At 57.2% G+C, this 20,710-nt stretch carries 18 protein-coding genes and 1 tRNA gene; 10 read left to right on the top strand and 9 right to left on the bottom strand.

From position 1 onward, the window contains the following. Positions 1 to 2: 2 nt before the first annotated feature. The 3 genes from AAEO81_RS26820 to AAEO81_RS26810 all read right to left on the bottom strand — a co-directional run bounded on the left by AAEO81_RS26820 (position 3) and on the right by AAEO81_RS26810 (position 3,569). Positions 3 to 1,220, bottom strand: coding sequence for a type II secretion system F family protein (locus AAEO81_RS26820; RefSeq protein WP_341960024.1), 1,218 nt, complete (start codon positions 1,218 to 1,220; stop codon positions 3 to 5). Between the two features lie 2 nt (positions 1,221 to 1,222). Beyond that, complete coding sequence (gene pilB, locus AAEO81_RS26815; protein WP_341960023.1) at positions 1,223 to 2,917, bottom strand: type IV-A pilus assembly ATPase PilB; 1,695 nt, start codon at positions 2,915 to 2,917, stop codon at positions 1,223 to 1,225. Positions 2,918 to 3,107: 190 nt separating this feature from the next. Continuing rightward, positions 3,108 to 3,569: a pilin gene (locus tag AAEO81_RS26810; RefSeq protein WP_341960021.1), complete on the bottom strand. Its 462-nt coding sequence runs from the start codon at positions 3,567 to 3,569 to the stop codon at positions 3,108 to 3,110. Between the two features lie 217 nt (positions 3,570 to 3,786). Between AAEO81_RS26810 and AAEO81_RS26805 the strand changes: the two genes are divergently transcribed. The 3 genes from AAEO81_RS26805 to AAEO81_RS26795 all read left to right on the top strand — a co-directional run bounded on the left by AAEO81_RS26805 (position 3,787) and on the right by AAEO81_RS26795 (position 5,180). After that, positions 3,787 to 3,862 (top strand) — tRNA-Thr (locus AAEO81_RS26805). A gap of 326 nt (positions 3,863 to 4,188) precedes the next feature. Beyond that, positions 4,189 to 4,776, top strand: coding sequence for a DUF433 domain-containing protein (locus AAEO81_RS26800; protein ID WP_341964629.1), 588 nt, complete (start codon positions 4,189 to 4,191; stop codon positions 4,774 to 4,776). Next, positions 4,773 to 5,180 (top strand): hypothetical protein, encoded by a 408-nt coding sequence (locus tag AAEO81_RS26795; protein ID WP_341960019.1) that lies wholly within the window; start codon positions 4,773 to 4,775, stop codon positions 5,178 to 5,180. The genes AAEO81_RS26800 and AAEO81_RS26795 overlap by 4 nt, the downstream gene beginning before the upstream one ends. Before the next feature lie 88 nt (positions 5,181 to 5,268). Here the strand turns inward: AAEO81_RS26795 and AAEO81_RS26790 are convergent, their stop codons facing one another. Continuing rightward, a complete protein-coding gene (locus tag AAEO81_RS26790) occupies positions 5,269 to 5,688 on the bottom strand; it encodes a hypothetical protein (protein ID WP_341960017.1) in 420 nt (139 codons plus the stop codon). 216 nt (positions 5,689 to 5,904) lie between these two features. Next, a complete protein-coding gene (gene nadC / locus AAEO81_RS26785) occupies positions 5,905 to 6,753 on the bottom strand; it encodes a carboxylating nicotinate-nucleotide diphosphorylase (RefSeq protein WP_341960015.1) in 849 nt (282 codons plus the stop codon). A gap of 387 nt (positions 6,754 to 7,140) precedes the next feature. On the opposite strand from nadC, the gene AAEO81_RS26780 reads away from it, so the two are divergent. From AAEO81_RS26780 to AAEO81_RS26755, 6 genes are all read left to right on the top strand, one after another. After that, the gene (locus AAEO81_RS26780; RefSeq protein ID WP_341960013.1) at positions 7,141 to 9,399 is read left to right on the top strand and encodes a DUF1631 domain-containing protein; all 2,259 of its coding nucleotides are present in this window, start codon (positions 7,141 to 7,143) and stop codon (positions 9,397 to 9,399) included. A 216-nt stretch (positions 9,400 to 9,615) separates the two neighbouring features. Then, a complete protein-coding gene (gene ampD, locus AAEO81_RS26775) occupies positions 9,616 to 10,164 on the top strand; it encodes a 1,6-anhydro-N-acetylmuramyl-L-alanine amidase AmpD (RefSeq protein WP_341960012.1) in 549 nt (182 codons plus the stop codon). Positions 10,165 to 10,179: 15 nt separating this feature from the next. Continuing rightward, complete coding sequence (ampE, locus tag AAEO81_RS26770; RefSeq protein ID WP_166597097.1) at positions 10,180 to 11,016, top strand: regulatory signaling modulator protein AmpE; 837 nt, start codon at positions 10,180 to 10,182, stop codon at positions 11,014 to 11,016. A 163-nt stretch (positions 11,017 to 11,179) separates the two neighbouring features. Then, a complete protein-coding gene (surE, locus tag AAEO81_RS26765) occupies positions 11,180 to 11,953 on the top strand; it encodes a 5'/3'-nucleotidase SurE (RefSeq protein WP_341960011.1) in 774 nt (257 codons plus the stop codon). Between the two features lie 262 nt (positions 11,954 to 12,215). Next, positions 12,216 to 13,640, top strand: a complete 1,425-nt coding sequence (potE, locus tag AAEO81_RS26760) for a putrescine-ornithine antiporter (protein WP_341960010.1) — start codon at positions 12,216 to 12,218, stop codon at positions 13,638 to 13,640. Further along, positions 13,637 to 15,922: an Orn/Lys/Arg decarboxylase N-terminal domain-containing protein gene (locus tag AAEO81_RS26755; protein WP_341960008.1), complete on the top strand. Its 2,286-nt coding sequence runs from the start codon at positions 13,637 to 13,639 to the stop codon at positions 15,920 to 15,922. Before potE ends, AAEO81_RS26755 begins: the two co-directional genes overlap by 4 nt. Before the next feature lie 127 nt (positions 15,923 to 16,049). Here the strand turns inward: AAEO81_RS26755 and AAEO81_RS26750 are convergent, their stop codons facing one another. Next, positions 16,050 to 16,322 (bottom strand): hypothetical protein, encoded by a 273-nt coding sequence (locus tag AAEO81_RS26750; RefSeq protein ID WP_341960006.1) that lies wholly within the window; start codon positions 16,320 to 16,322, stop codon positions 16,050 to 16,052. A 205-nt stretch (positions 16,323 to 16,527) separates the two neighbouring features. Here AAEO81_RS26750 and AAEO81_RS26745 point away from each other — a divergent pair, with 205 nt between their 5' ends. Next, positions 16,528 to 17,391: a LysR family transcriptional regulator gene (locus tag AAEO81_RS26745; RefSeq protein ID WP_341960005.1), complete on the top strand. Its 864-nt coding sequence runs from the start codon at positions 16,528 to 16,530 to the stop codon at positions 17,389 to 17,391. A 9-nt stretch (positions 17,392 to 17,400) separates the two neighbouring features. On the opposite strand, the gene AAEO81_RS26740 is transcribed toward AAEO81_RS26745, so the two are convergent. The 3 genes from AAEO81_RS26740 to AAEO81_RS26730 form a co-directional block, all read right to left on the bottom strand. Next, positions 17,401 to 18,246 (bottom strand): HPP family protein, encoded by an 846-nt coding sequence (locus AAEO81_RS26740; RefSeq protein ID WP_341960003.1) that lies wholly within the window; start codon positions 18,244 to 18,246, stop codon positions 17,401 to 17,403. A 388-nt stretch (positions 18,247 to 18,634) separates the two neighbouring features. Further along, entirely contained in the window at positions 18,635 to 18,916 is a 282-nt protein-coding gene (locus AAEO81_RS26735) for a hypothetical protein (RefSeq protein WP_341960002.1), read from the bottom strand. Between the two features lie 433 nt (positions 18,917 to 19,349). Further along, positions 19,350 to 20,528 (bottom strand): sugar transporter, encoded by a 1,179-nt coding sequence (locus tag AAEO81_RS26730; RefSeq protein WP_341960000.1) that lies wholly within the window; start codon positions 20,526 to 20,528, stop codon positions 19,350 to 19,352. Positions 20,529 to 20,710 lie beyond the last annotated feature (182 nt).

Genomic DNA, 20,710 nt, shown 5'->3' with positions numbered 1-20,710 from the left:
GGTTAGACGACGCTGCCGAGTTTGAAGATGGGGAGATACATGGCGACTACGAGACCACCGACGATTACGCCCAGTACAGCCATGATCATGGGCTCCATCAATGCCGTGAGTCCGTCGACCATGTTATCGACTTCGTCTTCATAGTAAGTGGCAACCTTGTCGAGCATAGCGTCTAGCGCGCCGGACTCTTCGCCAATGGATGTCATTTGGACAGCTAGGGTTGGGAAGACACCAGTGCTCCGCATTGAAAAGTTCAGTTGCATGCCTGTCGAAACATCTTGCTTGACTGTGTTAACCGCATTTTTAAAAACAATGTTACCAGTCGCGCCTGCGACTGAGTCCAAAGCATCGACGAGCGGAACGCCCGCGGCGAAAGTCGTAGAAAGCGTCCTGGCGAACCGAGCCACTGCCGATTTATACAGCAGCGGTCCAATAATTGGGATTTTCAATACCAGCCGATCAAGCCAGTTTCGGAAGTTTTCAGATGTCCTATATGCGCGCTTAAATATATATATGGCAAGGACGAGTCCTAAGAGAAACATATACCAATAACTTTGAAGCGCCTCGGACAAAGATATGACCATGAGCGTAAACGCTGGCAGGTCTGCACCGAAGCCTTGAAAGATAGCTTGAAACTGCGGCACTACTTTGACTAACAAAATGCCTGTCACCACAAATGCTACGACTACAACTGCAATAGGGTAAGTCATCGCTTTCTTGATTTTAGCTTTTAGAGATTCGGTTTTTTCTTTGTAAGTGGCGACGCGGTCAAGAAGTGACTCAAGCGCACCCGCCTGCTCGCCTGCGTCAACGAGATTGCAGAACAAATCATCGAAATACTGAGGGTGCTGGCGTAGGGCTGTGGCGAAACTATGTCCAGAAGCCACATGATGTTTGATGTCATCGACAAGCTTTCGAAATTTTGGATTTTCCGTCCCTTCACTGATGATATCGAAGGATTGAAGTAAGGGTACTCCTGCCTTCATCATAGTCGCCATTTGTCTGCTAAAAAAAGCAATATCCAAAGGCTTGATTTTTTTTCCTCCCCCAAAAATGGAGACGGATTTTTTTCTGACCTTGGTTGGGTTGATACCTTGTTTGCGTAGTTGTGCCTTGATCAAGGCTGGATTGTGTCCGTTTAGCTCGCCGGTGACCTTCGTGCCCTTCCTGTCCAGGCCCTCCCAAGCGTAAACGCTGACTTTGACTGCCTTGGTCGCCATGCTTAATCCTTAGTCACACGGTTGATTTCTTCAAGGCTAGTCAAACCTTGCATTGCTTTTGATAGTCCGGAAGTGCGTAAATCATTGAAGCCGTCCTTGCGCATTTGTACCGAGATGTCCAAGGCGTTGCCTTCCTCCATAATTATGCGTTCCAGCGCCGGGGTACTTTTAACCACCTCGTAGATCCCTACTCTTCCTTTATAACCTGCGTTGCAGTGCTCGCACCCTACAGGAGAGTAAAGCTTGAAACTGCCAATCTTGTCTGGAGGGAAACCTTCTGCAATCAATGTTTCTCGTGGAATGTCGATTTCTTTTTTGCAGTGAGGACAAAGCTTTCGCGCCAAGCGCTGTGCAATGATCAAATTTATCGCAGTTGCAATATTAAAAGCAGCCACCCCCATATGATGCAAACGGGTCAGCGTTTCTGCCGCGCTGTTGGTATGAAGAGTCGACAGGACCATATGGCCCGTTTGGGATGCCTTTATCGCAATCTCAGCGGTCTCCAAATCACGAATCTCTCCGACCATAATTACGTCAGGATCTTGGCGGAGAAATGCGCGAAGAGCCTGCGAGAAATCCATCCCCTGTCGGGGATTTACATTGACTTGGTTAATCCCTTCAAGGTTAATCTCGACTGGGTCTTCAGCCGTGGAAATGTTGATGTCTGGGGTGTTGAGGATATTTAAACCTGTATATAACGAGACGGTCTTTCCCGAACCGGTAGGGCCGGTCACTAGTATCATGCCTTGAGGTTTGCTCAGTGCCTCAAGATAAAGGGTTTTTTGATCCGGTTCATAGCCCAATGCATCGATGCCCATCTGGGCACTGGTCGGATCCAGTATCCGCATTACAATTTTTTCCCCCCACAATGTGGGAAGCGTGTTGATACGAAAATCTATCGCGCGATTTTTTGAGATTCGCAGCTTGATACGGCCGTCTTGCGGTCTTCGGCGCTCAGAGATATCGAGCCCCGCCATTACTTTTAACCGCGCAGCGATCCTGCCGGCCAATTGTGTTGGAGGTTTCGCGACCTCGTGAAGAATTCCATCCGTACGTAGACGAACTCGGAAGATTTTTTCATAAGGTTCGAAATGTAAGTCAGAAGAGCCAAGGCGGATGGCATCCATCAACATCTTGTTAACGAAACGAACAACGGGTGCGTCTTCCGCATCAACCTCACCTAATGTGGTTTCTTTGACATCATCAGTACTCTCTACTTCAAGGCTTAGATCCACATCTGCCATTTCGCCAAGCCCGGCGTGCGTATCGAAAAGTTTTTCGATAGCGCTCGTCAGCTTGTTATCTTCGACCAAAATCGCTTCGGTATTCAGGCCAGTGCTGAACTGGATATCGGTGATTGCCTGATGATTTGTAGGATCGGAGACACCCACGAAAAGCTTGTTGCCTCGACGCCAGAGAGGTAAGGCATTGTGTTGACGGATGAGTTTTTCGCTCACCAGCCCTCTCGGTTGGGTGTCTTTGTCTAGCGTACTTAGGTCAAGGAAAGGAAGGCCGAACTGTTCAGAGGCCATTTCTGCCAAAACAAGGCTGTTAACTAGCTTGTTCTGGACTAGGTAGCTCACGAGAGAGGTTTTATCGCGGCGCGCCTGTTGGTAGGCCTGCTGTGCAGCGTTTTCGGTAAGGAGTTCGGCAACAACCAATTGCTTGGCCAAGCCGGTGAGGACAACATCAGTCATAAAACCACCAAGCACCTAGGTTGAGTGGTTTATAGCGCAGTCAGGCTACGATGCCAACGCTGGAAAATGAGAAGGCGAGTTCCACCACGAGAGCGACGGTGCATTTAGCTGAGGTTTAAAGGCTGGAGGTGGCGTGTACCGACGCCCACGCCACCTCCGGAACGTTTATTCAACGGATCAGCTATACCATTCAAGTGCCGCTGGTGCAGGCCTTAGGCAGATACTTCTGGTCTGCATTGGATGTGCATGTCCAAACGTTAGAGCCTTTATCGGCATTCGAAAGCTTGAGTTGCAATGTCTTGCCAGAAATGCCGGTAGATACTCCAGTGGTTTTCATCGTTGCCACGATGGTGCAACCACCACTCGCTGCAGCGGTGCCGCCAGTAGTGACCTTGGCAACATAATTGCCGTTGATGTCAGCTTCTGCAGAGATACCGTCGCTTGCCGTAGCGTTGGCTGGGCATGTGCCGCTCTGGCCAAATACTGAGGTTACGTTAGTTTTCAAACCGCTTGCCAAGTTCATGGCCTCAGTCATCTGCGCGCGGGCGATGTAGTCCTGATACGCAGGGATGGCCACCGCCGCCAAGATGCCAATGATCGCCACGACGATCATCAATTCAATGAGTGTAAAACCCTTCTGTACCGACTTCATTGGACGCTTCCTTCTGGTTGGAGTTATAAAATTGACTCTCAATGGCAGTGAAGCAAGCGGCATGCCATCAGTTATGAAGCCTAGCGGTGAGTATTAGCCCGGTCAGCAATCGATACAAGGTGCTCAAATAGGTTCAAAGTGACGCGGATTGTCACTTCTTTGGTGGATGTCAGCTGAATTGAAGAGTCTCATTTCTACTGGTAGCTTTAGGGTCACCGCCGAAATAGCTCAGTCGGTAGAGCAGCGCACTCGTAACGCGAAGGTCGTAGGTTCGATTCCTATTTTCGGCACCAGCAACACCCAAAGCCCGGTCCTTGTGACCGGGCTTTTTCATGCGAGGTGTCCGCCTCCTACCCAACCCCGCCCACGCTGTCAGCAGCGTCATACCTGGATTGTCGGGATTTGCCTGGCTGCAAAGAGACGCGTCCTACAGCGCTTCTCCTCCAATACGTTGACAATGCGCTCCTCACATCCAAAATGGTTTTTTCCAGCCAGCCCGAATCGAGGAGGGTGAATGAACGCAGACGCATCACCCAGCTCTCTGATCGGTGTCGGGGTCTACACCCCCGCTGAAGCGGCCCTCTACACCGGCATTCCGTCAAAAGACATCCGACGCTGGATGTTCGGCTACAAATCGGAGGGGGTTGAGTATCCGGGGCTTTGGCTCCCTGAGCTTGGACGCAGCGAAGAAAAGCTGCTCGGTTTTCACGACCTGCTGGAAATCCGGTTTGTGCATGCTTTCCGCAAGCATGGTGTCAGCCTCCAGACCATTCGTGCTGCATCGACTCAGGCGCGGGAGCTCTTCAATCAGGCGTATCCCTTCACCTGTAAGCAGTTTCAAACGGACGGCAGAAGCATTTTTGCCACGGTCTTCGACCAGACTGGCGATGAGGCAATTCTGGATCTTGCCAAGCGTCAATACGCGTTTCGACAGGTCATTGGTCCTTCGCTTTATGAGGGGATCGACTACACGGGAGAGGGAAGGGCCCTGCGTTGGTATCCAGTAAAGCGAAGCAAGGCGGTGGTGCTTGATCCGAGTCGCAATTTTGGCAAACCTGTTCTGGCATCCACTGGTGTAGACACTTCGACGATTTATCACGCGTATCTCGCCGAAGGTCGAGATGAAAAGCGTGTCGCGTCAATTTTCGAAATTCCTATCGCAGCAGTGGGAGCTGCGGTCAGTTTTGAGAGCAGGATTGCCGCTTGAATTTTCTGATCGACAATAACTTGCCTCCCTCATTGGCAAGGGCTCTTCATGAGCTTTGCAAGGCCGACGGACACAGTGTCATTGCGCTTCGAGACAAGTTTGACCAGCGCTCAAGCGATGTCTCATGGATCTCGACCTTGAGCTCTGAAGGAAAGTGGTCGGTGGTGTCGCAGGACAAGTTCACCAAGGGTGACGCTGAACGCAGAGCCTTTCGTGAGTGTGGTCTCCCGATTTTTTGTTTGGCCAAGCAATGGGGGCAGGAGCCCTACTGGAGCAAAGCGCAGAACCTCGTCAAATGGTGGCCTGCCATTTTGCATCACGCGGAGCTGGCGAGTGACGGAACGGCTTTCCGGGTCGCGTGGCGGTTCTCAGCATCGAAAAGGTTTGAGCTCATCAAAATGTAAAAGCCCGGCTTTCTATGCCGGGCTTTCTGTTGATAAGACGGTGAAGCCGTTGCGTGTTATGCAGGCCTGACTACCCACAACTTCGCCCTCAAAGCCCCCAGTAGCTCACAATCTTGTCCTTACCGAAGTTGATCCGCAGGCTATCCCCGTGGTTCTCGACGTTGCCATTTACCTTGCCAGCGGCGGTTGACGCTGCGTTGGAGGCTTGGTTGGCGGAGTTGGCCATGCCCAGTGCGCTGCCGACGGCACCTGCGCCAGGAATGTAGCCGACCAGGTTCGAAGCGGCGCTCAGATTACCGGTTTTGTTGTAACTCCAGTGGTAGCTGCCATCTGAATAAGTGGTCTGGCTGTCGGGCACGCCGTAGATGGCCTGAACTTGGGCCTGTGTGGTTTTATGCGGAATGAGGTGGCTCTGAACGTAACTCGCGCTGAACTTGTCTTCGCCGCCCATGGAGGCGCAACCGGAGATGAGGGTGATGGCCAGCGCGCACAGCATTCTTGTTTTCATAGAAAATCTCCTTCCCTGAGTGACAATCCGATTATTAGAATTTGTTACAAATTTGAATAATTCGCGATTCTAGCGAGAGAAGTGCGTTTTTCAACTGAGAAAAGGTGCGGCAGTTCGCATTTTCTGCCGTGCAGCGGGCCGTTCGTCTTGAACATGATGCTTTGGGCATGCAGGGCGCCGGAGGGGCGACGCCCGATGGCGACGTTATCGCTTCAGTCAAATGCTCAAGCGCATTGACAGATCCACCGCCTTTATATCCTTCGTCAACGTCCCGATGGAGATGTAATCCACACCCGTTTCCGCAATCGTGCGCAAGGTCGCGTCCGTGATCCCGCCGCTGGCTTCAAGCTTTGCGCGACCCGCTGTCAGGCGTACGGCTTCGCGCATGTCTTCGAGGCTCAGTTCGTCGAGCATGACGATGTCGGCGCCGCCCTCCAGCGCCTGCTTCAACTCATCAAGGCTTTCGACTTCGACTTCCACCGGTTTGCCGGGGGCGATTTTATGGGCGGCGGCGATGGCTTGGGCGATGCCGCCGCAGGCTGCGATGTGGTTTTCCTTGATGAGGAACGCGTCGTACAGGCCGATGCGGTGGTTGTGGCAGCCACCGCAGGTGACGGCGTATTTCTGGGCCAGGCGCAGGCCAGGAAGGGTTTTGCGGGTGTCGAGGAGCTTGACCTGGGTGTCGGCCACCATGTCTGCATAGTGCTGGGAGCGGGTCGCGACGCCGGAGAGCATTTGCAGGAAGTTGAGCGCGCTGCGTTCGCCGGTCAGCAACGAACGGGCAGGGCCTTCGAGGTGGAAGAGGGCCTGATTGGGTTTGACCCGATCGCCGTCGGCGACTTGCCAATGCACCGCGACGCGCTGGTCCAGCTGACGAAACACGCTGTCGACCCACGCTGTGCCCGCGATCACTGCGTCGTCGCGGGAGATGATGGTGGCCTTGGCCAGTCGTTCGGCGGGAATCAGTTGGGCGGTGATGTCGCCACTGCCCACGTCTTCGAGCAACGCACGGCGCACGTTGGCTTCGATTTCGGCGGTCAGCGAGGCAAGACGTAGATTTGGCATATCGGACTCCACTTACTAAGTGCCCGGAGTATAAGGCAGTCGCCTGTACCAACCCACCTGTCTCTCACCCCTCAAATGAATGCATGACCTGCACTTTGTCGGTTTTTTCGCCGTTGATGCGATGGAACGGGATTTCCGTGGTCTATCGGCTCACGTAAGCCTTTGCCCACACCTATATTCCTGGAGGGGCGAAGACACCGCTGGCTAGCGGACAAATTTTGAAAGATACTTCGCCTTGTATTTGACGTCATAGGTTTGACGTTCTGCCTGTACACCCCAGGGACTACACATTGCGCGATCCGTCCGTGTGGAGGTCAAGCCTCCGCTGGCGATCAGGTTATGGCTGTTGCAGCGGCTGATTTGGTTGAGTTTGACGAGGGGTCCTTGATGCAGAACGACGGTAAAGTAGTGCCTTTGAGCAAGTCGAGTCCGGACCAGCCGGGGTCTTCGCCTGTCGCTCGGCTGCCTGTCGTCCTCCTGCAAGTGCGCGACAAGGCCGCGCAGCAGCTGAAAGAAAGCCTGCAAACCCTGTTCGATAACGCCGACGACACGCTGTTCGAGATGGCTGATCGGGCGCATAACAATGCCGAGCAGAACATCTTCTTCGAGGCCATGCGCGACCTGCGGCTCAAGCGAAAGAGCATCGAGCGCAATTTCCTCGACAAATTCTTCGAATCGTTTCTGCGCCTTGGCCAGTACGAAATCTCTGAGCCGATCCTCAACGAGCCTGTTTCCTTCGACAAACTTGCGCTGGTCCACAACGACGACCTTGAGCGTACGGTGGCCGTCGATGCGATGGTGACCAAGGTGGTCAACCGCGATGGCGTGGCCCTGAGTCAGTTGACCACGCGCCTCAACGAGCTGATTCCTCAGCCTGTCACCGACGAAACCAATCCGCTGGGTCCTACACTGCTGTGCGATTTCTTCTTGCAGGCGGGTCGGAATCTGGGCGTTGAAATCAAGGTCAAGCTGATCATCCTCAAGCTGTTCGAGAAGTATGCGCTGGCCGACGCCGATCAGTTGTACGAAGCCGCCAACCAATTGTTGATCGCCGCCGGTGTGTTGCCGGATTTGAAAGTGCTGCCGTCGCGTCGCTCGACGGACCGTTCTTCCAGCGCTGCACCAACGGGCGAGGCGCAACGGGCTGACAGTGCCGCGCTGGTTCAGGCTGCCGAAAAGCTCGACAAGAGCGTGCAGGAAGTGTTTTCGGCGTTGCAAGAATTGCTGGTGCATGTGCGTGGCAACCTGACCCCGCGCCCGGACAATGCCTCTGCCGACAGTCGGCCGATCTCCAGCCCGGACCTGCTGCGTCTGCTCTCCCATTTGCAGCAGCACGTGCCACGTGCCGAGGTGCCGGATGATTTTGATCTGCGTGCTCAACTGGAGCAGTTGATCAGCCGCGTCAGTGCGCGCAGTGGCAAATTCCGCACCGTGGGCACGGTCGATGAGGACGTGATCAACCTGGTGTCGATGCTGTTCGAATTCATCCTCGACGACCGCAATCTGCCGAGTTCGCTGCGCGCATTGATTGGCCGCTTGCAGATTCCGATGCTCAAAGTGGCCGTCATCGACAAGAGCTTTTTCAGCCGTGGCAGCCACCCGGCGCGCCGTCTGCTCAACGAAATCGCTTCGGCGGCGTTGGGCTGGGGCGGGCGTGATGACAGCCAGCGGGACTCGCTTTACAGCCGTATCGATCAGATCGTGCAGCGCCTGTTGCATGACTTCGTTGACGATCCGGCGATCTTCACCGAGTTGTTGGTGGATTTTCTCGCCTTCACCAGCGACGAGCGTCGTCGCAGCGAATTGCTCGAACAGCGTACCCGCGATGCCGAAGAGGGCCGGGCGCTGGCAGAGTTGGCGCGTCAGCGGGTGCAGCAAGCGCTCAATGATCGTCTGCTCGGCAAGACCCTGCCCGAAGTGGTCGTGCGGCTGTTGCAGGAGGCCTGGAGCAAAGTGCTGCTGCTGACGTGCCTCAAGCACGGCGAGCAATCCGGCGAGTGGAAGGCCGGTTTGCAGGCGATGGACGATCTGATCTGGAGTGTCGAGCCTCACGACGAAGCCGATGCTCGTCAGAAGCTGTTGGAGCTCGTGCCGGGGCTGCTCAAGTCGTTGCGCGATGGCCTCAGTAGCGCGGCGTTCGACCCGTTCGCCACCAGTGAGTTTTTCAGCCAGCTCGAAGCGTTGCATGTGCAGGCGTTCAATCACGTTGCGCGCACGCCGGAAGAAATCGCGGCCGCCGAGCAGCTTGAACCGGTCTATGACGAATCCTCCGACGGGCCTTCGATGATGGCGGTGGTCGAAGAAATCGTGCTGGTCGCGCCAGGCGAGCAAGTGCTGAGCGAGCCTTCACTGCATCTGCCGGAGAACGACGAGGGCTTGTTGCAGGTCGACAAGCTGCGTTTGGGCAGTTGGGTCGAGATTCAGGAAGACGAAGACCACAAGCTGCGCTGCAAGCTCGCGGCTATCGTGGAGCCGAGTGGGCGTTACGTGTTCGTCAACCGGACCGGCATGAAAGTGCTGGAGAAGACGCGCATGGGGCTGGCGGTCGAGTTTCGTCGCGGGACGATTCGCGTGCTGGATGACTCGTTGCTGTTCGACCGGGCGCTGGAGTCCGTGCTGGGGAATCTGCGCAAGCTCAAAGGCTGATGAGGCGGACTTGTCCCTGTAGGAGTGAGCTTGCTCGCGATGACGGATCTTCTGACGCTAAAGCTACTGCGGATGTAAGTGCCTCTTCGCGAGCAAGCTCACTCCTACAAGGGCGCAGGCGTTTTATTCGGATGCACGTTGCCTGTTCCCGACTCCCACATCCCCTCTCATCGCGGGCATACTGGCCGCTGTCGATTCACGCTTTAAGGACCCTCCATGCAATTGGACCCCGCCACCGGCTGGTGCCACGGCGCGCACTTTTGTCCTTCGCCCAATTTCAATGCTCGCCCCGAAGCGGAAATCTCGCTGCTGGTGATCCACAACATCAGCCTGCCGCCTGCTCAGTTCAAGACGGGCAAGGTTCAGCAATTCTTTCAAAACCGGCTGGATGTCACAGAGCACCCTTACTTTGAGGGCATCGCTGAGCTGCGGGTTTCTGCGCATTTTCTGATCGAGCGTGATGGCGAGCTGACCCAGTTCGTCTCTTGCCTTGATCGTGCCTGGCACGCTGGGGTTTCCGTGTTCGAGGGCCGCGAGACGTGCAACGATTTCTCCATCGGCATCGAGCTTGAAGGCACTGACGATCAGCCTTTCACCGATGCGCAATACGAAACGCTGAGCGCGTTGACCCGGCAGTTACAGCTGGTTTGGCCTGCGATCACGACACAACGGATCACCGGGCACAGCGACATTGCGCCGGGTCGCAAAACCGATCCGGGCCCTTGTTTTGACTGGTCGCGTTTTCGTTCGGCATTGCAGGACTGAATCAAGGAGCAAGTGATGAGTTTTCTGGTGTTGCTGTTGGCCGTGTGGATCGAGAAGTTTTCTGCGCTGCGGCAGCGTGTTCAGCGTGATGCGTCGTGGCTTAATCAGTTGGGGCGGCTTGAATCCAATCCCCGTACGGCCAAACGTCCTTGGTGGATTCTGACCTTGACGGTGCTGCTGCCGTGCCTCGTGTTGGCGCTGGTGTTGGTGATTGTCAGCTCGGTGGCCTACGGCTGGCTGGCACTGCCGATTCATCTGTGGGTGCTGATCTACAGCCTGGGGCGCGGCGATATCAAAGCCAACCTCGGATCGTTCCGCGATGCCTGTCGGCGCGGGGATCAAGAGGCCGCGGTGCTGGTCGCGGATCGTGACTTGGGCGTGCAGGCGGAAAACGAGGAAGAACTGCTCGGCGGCGTGCAAACCTATTTGCTGTGGCAGGTCTATCAGGGCTTTTTCGCCGTTATTTTCTGGTATTTCGTGCTGGGGCCTGTGGCCGCGCTGGCGTATCGGCTGCTGGCACTGGCGTCCGAGCGCGGCAAGACGCCTGCGCTGATTGAAACGGCCACGCAGTTGCGCCACGCCTTCGATTGGGTGCCAGTGCGTTTACTGGCCGCGAGCTTTGCGCTGGTGGGGAATTTCGTCGCGGTCAGCCGCGTGATGCTTAGTGAGTTGCTGAACTGGAACATCAGCGCATCCGCCTTGATCACCAAAGTCGGTTGCGTGGCGGGCGAAGTGCCCGCGCCGGTGGTGGGCGTAGAGGGAGTAAACAGCCTGGACGTGCTCTGGGAATTGCTCATCCGAGCGGCCATCGTCTGGTATGCCGGATTTGCGTTGTTTACGTTGTTTGTTTGAGTTGGGTGGAGGACCGAAAACCGTTTGTGGGAAGGTGCTTTGGCGGGCAGTGCTTGTCAGTGCGCGTGCAGTCTGGGTTGTGTGTCTCGCTCGAGATTGGCTCCCACCAAGATCCGTACCGACCTGTTAAGTGTGGCAATACGACCAATCTAAGGAGACCCGCATGTCCCATCCGCGTATCGCAAGCATCCTGATCACCAACGACGACGGCATTGACGCACCGGGGCTTGAAGTCCTGGAAGCGGTGGCGCGGGAGTTGGCCGATGAAGTCTGGGTCGTCGCACCGGAGCAGGATCAGAGCGGGATCTCCCATGCCCTCAGCCTTCATCATCCCTTGCGAGTGAAAGCCCGTGGCGAGCGACGTTTTTCGGTGTCGGGCACACCGGCGGATTGCGTGGCCATTGGTATCCGTCAGTTGATGGAAAAACCACCGCAGCTGCTACTCTCGGGCATCAACAAAGGCGCGAACCTCGGCGTCGAAACCATGTTCTCCGGCACCGTTGGCGCCGCGATGGCCGGCCTGCTGATGGGCGTGCCGTCGATTGCCCTGAGCCAGTTTTTTACCCGTCGCGATGCGGTGAAGTGGGGCACTGCCCGCGCGTTGGCGCCTGACGTGATCCGCCGATTGATCAGCATGGAGTGGGCCGCCGACGTTTGTATCAATGTCAATTTCCCGGACGTCGAGCCGCAAGAGGCCGGGCCGTTGCAGATCACCCGCCAAGGCATCGGACGCATGGACGGCCTGAACATCACCCAGCGCACCGACATGCGCGAGCAGGGTTACTACTGGCTCAACATCGACCGTCACGAGCGGCCCGATTTCGACGACAGCGAAACCTTCGTCGTGACCCATGGCGGGATCTCCGCCACGCCGTTGCGTTTCGAGCGCACCGATCACGATGTAATGGAACGCTTGAAAAACAGCCTTCCTCAATAGTGCGCAGTTTGCTGGCGGCAGCGATCTTGAAATCGCTGCCGTCGGCAAGCCGGACCCAGACAGCCCGCTCACTCCGCCTGGATAATCGATCCATTCGAGCGGTTTCTGTCCTATTCAAACACGGCCATTTACGTCGCTACTTATTGCGAAGTTATGTAATAGATGGCTCTTCGCTACTTGCTGATAACGTCTGACTTTCTTGCTTAGTAACAAACCTTTGCTATAGCTAAAGCCTCTCAGTTCATCTTAATGAGGCAACGGAATGTCAGTCGCAAAGAAAATGAGCGTGGGACAACTGACCATGTTGACGGCCGTCAACATGTTGGGTTCCGGCATTGTGTTATTGCCCACCAAACTCGCCGAAGTCGGCGGTATTTCAATTCTCTCCTGGCTGATCACGGCCACCGGCTCATTGGCGCTGGCCTATGCGTTCGCGCGTTGCGGCATGCTCAGTCGCAAGACGGGGGGCATGGGCGGGTATGCCGAGTACACGTTTGGTAAATCCGGGAACTACATCACAAACTACACTTACGGCCTCTCATTACTGATTGCCAATGTGGCCATCAGTATTACGGCGGTGGGGTATATCCAGACGCTGTTCGATATAAAGCTGGGCTCTGTGCAAGTCGGCCTCGCGACGATTGCGTTGTTGTGGATTACCACCTTTGCCAACTTCGGCGGCGCGAGCATTACCGGGAAGATTGGCGCTGTGACAGTGTGGGGCGTCATCGCGCCGGTGGTGCTGGTCTCGACCATCGGCTGGTTCTGGTTCGACAGCAGCATCTACGCGGCGGGTTGGAACCCTCACGACAAAACCTGGTACGAGGCCGCGGGCGCATCGGTGGCAATCACACTGTGGGCGTTCCTCGGGCTGGAGTCGGCGTGCGCCAACGGTGACGCGGTGGAAAACCCCGAGAAGAACGTACCCATTGCCGTGCTGGGCGGAACACTGGGCGCCGCGGTGATCTACATCGTGTCCACCAACGTCATTGCAGGCATCGTCGAAAACGCCGAGCTGGTGTCCTCCACCGCGCCTTTCGGCCTGGTGTTCGCCAAGATGTTCAACCCCCTGATCGGCAACGTGGTGATGGGGTTGATGGTCCTGGCCTGCATCGGTTCGCTGCTGGGCTGGCAGTTCACCGTCGCGCAGGTGTTCAAGAGCTCGGCGGACACCGGTTATTTCTTGCCGATCTTCGCCAAGGCGAACAAACACGGGGTGCCGATCATCAGCATGTTGATCTTGCTGGCGATGCAGACGGCCATGGCCCTGCTGACCATCAGCCCCGACCTCGCCAAACAATTCGACACGCTGGTGAACCTCGCGGTGGTCACCAATCTGGTGCCGTACATCCTGTCCATGGCGACGCTGATGACCCTGCAAAAGGTCTCGAACGTGCCCGCCAACAAGGCACTTATCACCAACATCGTTGCCTACATCGCTGCGGCCTACAGTTACCTCGCGCTCTACAGTTCCGGCGAGCAGGCGCTGATGCTCGGCGGCGTGGCGACTATCGTCGGCTACACGCTGTTCGGTTTCGTCAACACGCGGCTGATCAAACTGGAGGCCCTCAACAACAGCGTTCCGACCCAGACCGTGTCGGCGCAGCACATCGTTGGCGAGCCGGTTCCCGTGAACAGCTTGCCGCTTAACGCCCTGAATCAGGCCACATTGGAGACTCAACCATGACGGAATACAGACACCTGCTCGGCATGCTGGCGCTCCTGGTCACCAAGCAGCCCGACAAACGCAGCGTGTTCGGCCGGGCCTTGATCCAGCTGATCAGCGATGTCGAAGAACGCTCCATCAGCGTGCTCACCTCGGAAAGCCTGAGCGACGCCAAGTCGATTCTCAGCACCGACCCGGCGATCCAGTGCGTTCTGCTCAGTTGGGAGATGGACGACAGCCCGGACCATCAGGAATGCATCGACCTGCTCACCACCCTGCGCGAGCGCAACACCCGGGTGCCGGTGTTTCTGATCAGTGACCGCAGCACCGCGTCCAGCGTGCCGTTGATTGTCATGCAGCACGCCGACGACTTCATCTGGCTGCCGGAAGACACCAGCCGCTTCCTCAGCGGGCGCATCATGGCCGCCATCGAACGCTATCGTCAGGCGGTGTTGCCACCGATGTTCGGCGCGTTGCTCAAATTTGCTCGCAGCTATGAATATTCCTGGCACACACCGGGGCATGCGGGCGGCACGGCGTTTCTGAAAAGCACCGCAGGCCGCGCGTTTTACGAATTTTTCGGGGAAAACCTGCTGCGCTCTGACCTGTCGATCTCAGTCGGCGAACTGGGTTCGTTGCTTGATCACAGCGGCCCCATCGGCCAAGGCGAACGCTACGCGGCCAAGGTCTTCGGCGCCCATCGCACGTATTACGTGACCAACGGGTCGTCGATGTCCAATCGCGTCATCCTCATGGCGAGCGTCACGCGTGATCAGATCGCTCTGTGTGATCGCAATTGCCACAAGTCCGCTGAGCACGCGATGACCCTGTCGGGCGCGATCCCGACCTATCTGGTGCCGACCCGCAACCGTTTCGGCATCATCGGCCCGATCCTGCCGCAGACGTTGAGCGCAGAGGGCGTGAAGGCCGCCATCGCCAACAACCCGCTGGTCAAAAGCCACATCGACCCAACGCCGGTGCACGCCATCGTCACCAACTCCACCTACGACGGCCTGACCTACAACGTCACCCGCGTCGAGGAGCTGTTGGGGCAGAGCGTTGATCGGCTGCATTTTGACGAAGCGTGGTACGGCTATGCGCGGTTCAACCCGCTGTACAAGGACCGCTTCGCGATGCACGGCAATCCGGACGATCACGACCCGTCCAAGCCCACTGTGTTCGCCACGCAATCAACCCACAAACTGCTGGCGGCGCTGTCTCAGGCGTCGATGATTCACGTGCGCAACGGGCGCAATCCGATTCCTCACGGGCGCTTCAATGAGTCCTACATGATGCACGCCTCGACCTCGCCCAATTACGCGATCATGGCCTCGTGCGACGTCAGCTCGGCGATGATGGAAGCGCCCAGCGGGCAGATTCTGACCAACGAATCCATCGAAGAAGCCATCGCGTTCCGCCAGGTGATCTCGCGGATGCAGAGCGACATGCTCAGCAACGATGACTGGTTTTTCTCGTGCTGGCAGCCGCCGTCCGTGCCGGTCGGCGCGACCTCGATTCCGTTTCACGAAGTCGATCCGCTCAAGCTCAAGACTGACCCCAATTGCTGGGTGCTGCACCCGAACGAGGTGTGGCACGGCTTCGGCAACATCGAAGACGGCTATTGCATGCTCGACCCGATCAAAGTGTCGATTCTCAGCCCCGGCATGGGCGACGACGGCAACCTGCTCGATTTCGGAATCCCGGCGTGCGTGCTCAGCGCGTACCTCGGGCGGCAGGGGATCGTCGTCGAAAAAACCACTGATTTCACGATTCTGTTTTTGTTCTCCATCGGCATCACCAAAGGCAAGTGGGGCACGCTGGTGAACGCGCTGTTGGACTTCAAACGCGACTACGACACCAACCTTGAACTGGAGCTGTGCTTGCCCGATTTGCTGACCGCCAATCAGCAACGCTACACCGGGATGGGCTTGAAGGACTTGTCGGAAGAAATCTTCGCGGCCATGAAGAAGAACAAAACCACGGCAACCATGGCCCAGGCGTTCGGCACGTTGCCCAAGGCGGAATTCAGCCCGGTGGAGGCGTACGAAAAGCTGGTCAGAAACGAAGTCGAGCAAGTGACGCTGGAAGAGGCCGCCGGCCGCATCGCCGCGACCGGCATCGTGCCTTATCCGCCCGGCATTCCGCTGCTGATGCCGGGCGAACACGTAGGGGCCACGGACGGAGCGGTGCTGGCGTATCTCCGGGCGCTGGAGAGTTTCGACAAGTCGTTTCCGGGGTTCACCCATGACACCCATGGGATCGAGAGCGAGGCGGGGGTTTATCGGTTGTTGGTGTTGAAATAGAGGCTTGAATCTGTGGGAGCGAATTCATTCGCGATGGGGCGGTGCGAGCGACACATTTCCGTCGCCTGAATGATCGTCATCGCGAATGAATTCGCTCCCACAGTTGATTTGTTGCGCTGTGACTACCTCAATTGCTTTGAATCTTCTGCAACGCCTGCTGGGTCAATGAAACACACTCCCGGGCCCCATCATCGTTGTGCCGCGCCAGTGCCGATTCGGCGCGGTGGACGGTGGTGTCGACGTCGCTTCTCACGGCATCGCTGAGGTTGGGCTTGGCGACTTTGGCATCTCGAACTTTGCTCAGATTCATCTGGCACTGGCTGTTGTCATCGTTGGCAGTCGCCGCGAAGGGCAGGGCGAATGCAGTCAGGAGCAGACCGGTGAGCAGGGCGTGTTTCATGTTGTTTTCCGCAGAAAGGTAGGTAAGGGGCTCGTGATCTGTACGAACCTGCTGCATGAGACAGCGGATTTCGGATTTCTGCCAGATGGCGAATCGCTTTAACTGCAAAACCCTCAAGACTTCCCGCTGGACGGCATGCCTCTGCGCTACCATGTCGCGGCGTCCGAATGCGTGACGCCCCGAAGCCAGCCGCCGAGCCACTCCGATGGACATTGACCTCGCCCGTACCTTCCTCGAAATCGTCCGCCACGGCAGCCTGATGGCCGCCGCGGAAACGCTGCATGTCACCCAGACAGCGATCACGGCGCGGGTGCAGAAGCTGGAAAGCCACCTGAATTGCACGCTGTTCATCCGCAATCGTACCGGCGCCAAACTGACCTCCGACGGCGAAGCGTTCGTGGTGTTCGCCAATCAGTTGGTTCAGACCTGGGACGCTGCGCGGCGCGAGTTGCCCTTGCCGGATGGCTACCGTCACGTGCTGCGGGTGGGCGCCGAAATGAGCCTGTGCAACCCGTTGATGCTCAGTTGGGTGCGCGAGATCAGGAGCTCGATCCCCGAGTACGCGCTGCATTCCGAAGTGAAGGACGGAGATGCGCTGATGAAAGACGTCGAGCGCGGGGTACTCGATGCGGCGCTGGTCTACCAGCCCGCGTATTGGCCGGGGTTGCAGGTCGAAGAATTGCTCGAAGAGAAGCTGATTCTGGTGCGCGTCGTAGGCAAATCCGAGCCCTACGTGTACATCGACTGGGGCCCGGCGTTTCGTCAGCAACACGATGCCGCGATGCCGGAATATTCCCGAGCCGCTGTCGCCTTCAACCTGGGGCCATTCGCGTTGCAGTACATTCTGGACAATGGCGGCGCCGGTTACTTTCGGACACGGGTGGTGCAGTCCTACATTGATCGCGGAATCATGGAACGCGTGCCATTGGCCCCGGAGTTCAGCTATCCGACCTATCTGGTCTATTCGCGGGAAAACCCTTCATCGACGCTGCAAAAAGCGGTCGAATTGCTGCGAGAGATTGCGCGCGAGAAGGGTGATTGGTCCCAGCGCTGGGACCCGTTGATTTGAGGCCGTGGGTCAGTCGATCAGGCTGATGATGCCGATCACTTTGCGATCCGCGTCGAGGACCGGCAGGTACATGCGGCCTTGTCCGCCCAGCATCTTCATCACGTCGGCCACCGAATGCTCAAGCGACACGCCTTGCGTGCTGCGCTCGATGATCTGCGCCGTATCGATGTCGGTCCGGTTGCGGTGCTGCGCGTGAGCCTCGGTCTTGTGCAGAATCGCCTCAAGGTCCTCCCGCGACACGTCGACGAAGGTGCCGACGTCATCCAGCGCCTTGTCCAGATCCGCACTGTTGAAGTGGCTGGCCTGCGACTCGCTGGAGAGCGGCGGCGTTGTATTGGCTTGCGCCCGGGGGTAACGCATCCGCGTCAGGTTGTTGTAGATCAATGCCGTGCCCAACAGGCACACAGCATTGAACATGACCGGCAACAGCACATGCCAGTCCGGACCGGTAAGCGCCTGGCTCGATGTGATGACGCTGAACGCAACGCCTGCCGCCGGTGGATGCAGGCAGCGGCAGACGCACATGCTCAGGATCGCCAGAAAGATCCCCGCGCCGATAGCGGTGATGCTGCCGCCAAACAGGTGAAAACACAGCAGCCCGACCAACGCCGATATCAAGTAGCTGCCCATGATCGCCCAAGGCTGCGCCAATGCACCGGTGGACACGGCAAAGAGCAACACCGCAGAAGCGCCGAGTGGCCCCAGCAGATGCAGCGTTGCCTCGATGCCGAACAGTTGGCGGCTGAGCAACACGGTGACGAGGATGCCAAGACCCGCACCCAACGCTGCACGGGACCATTCCGCAGGGTGGGTGTTGAGAGAGTGAGGGATGAAGCTGCGCAGAAGCGTTTTCAAAACGAGCGATTCCGGGGTGAAAAAGGAGTTCGCCGGTCGCGGCTGAACTCCTGCACGAAAGGGGCAAGTGCGATTGATTTTTCAAAGGGCGGCAGACAGTGGGTCATTGTTGCGGCAATGACCCGGTCGCCTTGAAGCGGGGTCGATTGTGGTCAGAAAACCGCACTTAGACAAATTCGAAATAATGCAGCTTCACTTCAGCAATTTTGAATTATTGGCGATTTTCACACGCGGAGACGACCACGGCTCAAAGAAGTTGAGCTGAAGCGATAGGTGCAATGAGAAATGTCAGAGTAACGAGGGGAGGTGTGGGGGATAAAGCAACAGGCCATTGACCTGGCGGGGATCGAGGTTTGAACTCGTACCTGCCTGCATCAATGGCCTGTGGTTACAGACTGCGCGACTGAGCCTGTTGACGGGTTCGTTGGGCCGGGCGCGCGGCTTCGATTTCCAGCAAGTGGGTGTTCAACACGTTCGTCAAAAACCGGAACTGATCGTTGAACCCCACCACTTCGTTACTGAAGTGGTTTTCCGCTGCGGGCATCATAAAGGCATCGAAACGATTGTCTTCGACAAGCCCGTGGCGGTCTTTGCGGGTGATGACATGTTGTGAGTAGTAGTTCTTGCCGAACTTGGGAAAACTAACGTGCAAGGTGACGTCTCGGGTCATGTCGATAACTCCGCATCAAGCTGAAAAAACAAAGGTAAAAGCTGCTGATAAGTGTCAGCTACTTGGCCTTAGTTGGCCGGTGCCATAACACGATTGATCTTTTCGTCCGCCGTGGCTTGCACGGGTTCCAGCGCGAAAAGTTTGAGGGCGACGACGTAGCTGGTGAAAGCTGTCAGCGTCAAGCAAGTCAGAAGATGAATAACCATTTTTCCTGCCCTCGGTCGTGTTTGGGTGTGAGGGCGATGTTACGCCCCTCAGTTTTGGGCGGAAGGCAATCGCGGGAATGTTGGTTATCGATGGGAATGATGGTTGGCGAAGGAACTTGGCCTGAGGCAGACCCTGTGGGAGCAGTCGGAGGTTACGACGGCCGCGATGCGTCATGTCTGACGCACCGCGTTCACTTATCTGCGGATACCCGGCGCTTGACGGGCAATCAGGCTCGGATCGTCTCGCTATAGCGATAGGTCGCCACGCAAGCCAGTGCCAGGCCGCTGAGCGCGACCAGCCCACCGACCAGTCCGATATTGGCGACGCCCAACTGGCTGATCACCATGCTGCCCAGCAACGCGCCGCCACCGATACCAATGTTGTAGATGCCCGAGTGCAGCGACATCGCAACGTCTGTGGCGTCCGGCGCCATGGCCAGCACCTTGGCCTGCATGACCAGACCGAAACACATGATCGCCATGCCCCAGACCACGCTCAGCGCCGCAACCCACGAGGCCTTGCCTGACATCGGCAATAGCAAAATCAGACACAGCGCCAGTGCGCCGATGGCCGCAATCAGCAGCCCGCGTGGATAGCGGTTGTTGTAGCGACTGAACACGATCGAGCCCAAAACGCCTGCACCGCCGAACAGCAAGAGGACGATGGTGATCATGTCTCCGCTCATCTTCCCGACGATCTGTGCGAAAGGTTCGATGTAGCTGTAGGCCGTGAACTGCGCGGTGATCACCAGCGCCGTCAGCACGTACAGCGACACCAGCGCCGGGCGTTTGAAGAGGATGGGCAGGCTGCGCAGCGAGCCCGAGTTCTGGCTCGGCAACAACGGCAGCGACTTCATCAACACCAGCACGGTCAGGGTCGCCGCACCGCCAATGGCCAGGAATGTTGCCCGCCAGCCCAGCGCCTCGCCCAGCACGCGGCCCAGCGGAATGCCCAGCACCATCGCCAGCGACGTGCCGGTCGCGAGCAGGCCCAACGCCTGCACCTGTTTGCCCGCAGGGGCCACGCGCACGGCAAGCGACGCCGTGATCGACCAGAACACCGCATGGGCCAACGCAATCCCCACGCGACTGACCAACAACATCCCGAAGCTCGACGCCACACTCGACATCACATGGCTGGCGATGAACAGGATGAACACGAACATCAGCAACTTGCGCCGCTCGATGTTGCGCGTCATCAGCATCAGCGGCAGCGACGTCAACGACACGATCCACGCGTACACCGTCAGCATCAAACCGACCTGCGCAGTGGTCATGTCGAAGCTGTGGCCGATGGCGCTCAACAACCCGACCGGCACGAATTCCGTGGTGTTGAAAATGAAGGCCGCGAGGGCCAGCGCAATGACGCTGAGCCAGCTACCCGTTTGAGCATCGGTCGTGTTCATGAAAGGACGCATCAGCCTCAAGGGAAAAATCCGACAACAAAGTCACCAACCTCACACGCAAAACGCCGACAAACAGAAACGCCGCACAGGGTGGAAAACCGAGGCGGTGTAGGCAGTCAGCAAACTATTATGGGTATGGGGAGGTACGACCAGATGAGACGAAGTCTACGCCCTTGTTAACG

It is taken from the genome of Pseudomonas sp. RC10 (assembly GCF_038397775.1).
GTDB classification, from domain to species: Bacteria; Pseudomonadota; Gammaproteobacteria; order Pseudomonadales; family Pseudomonadaceae; genus Aquipseudomonas; species Aquipseudomonas bambusae.
Note: the sequence above shows the minus strand (reverse complement) of the source record. Positions and strands in the feature narration are given on the sequence as shown.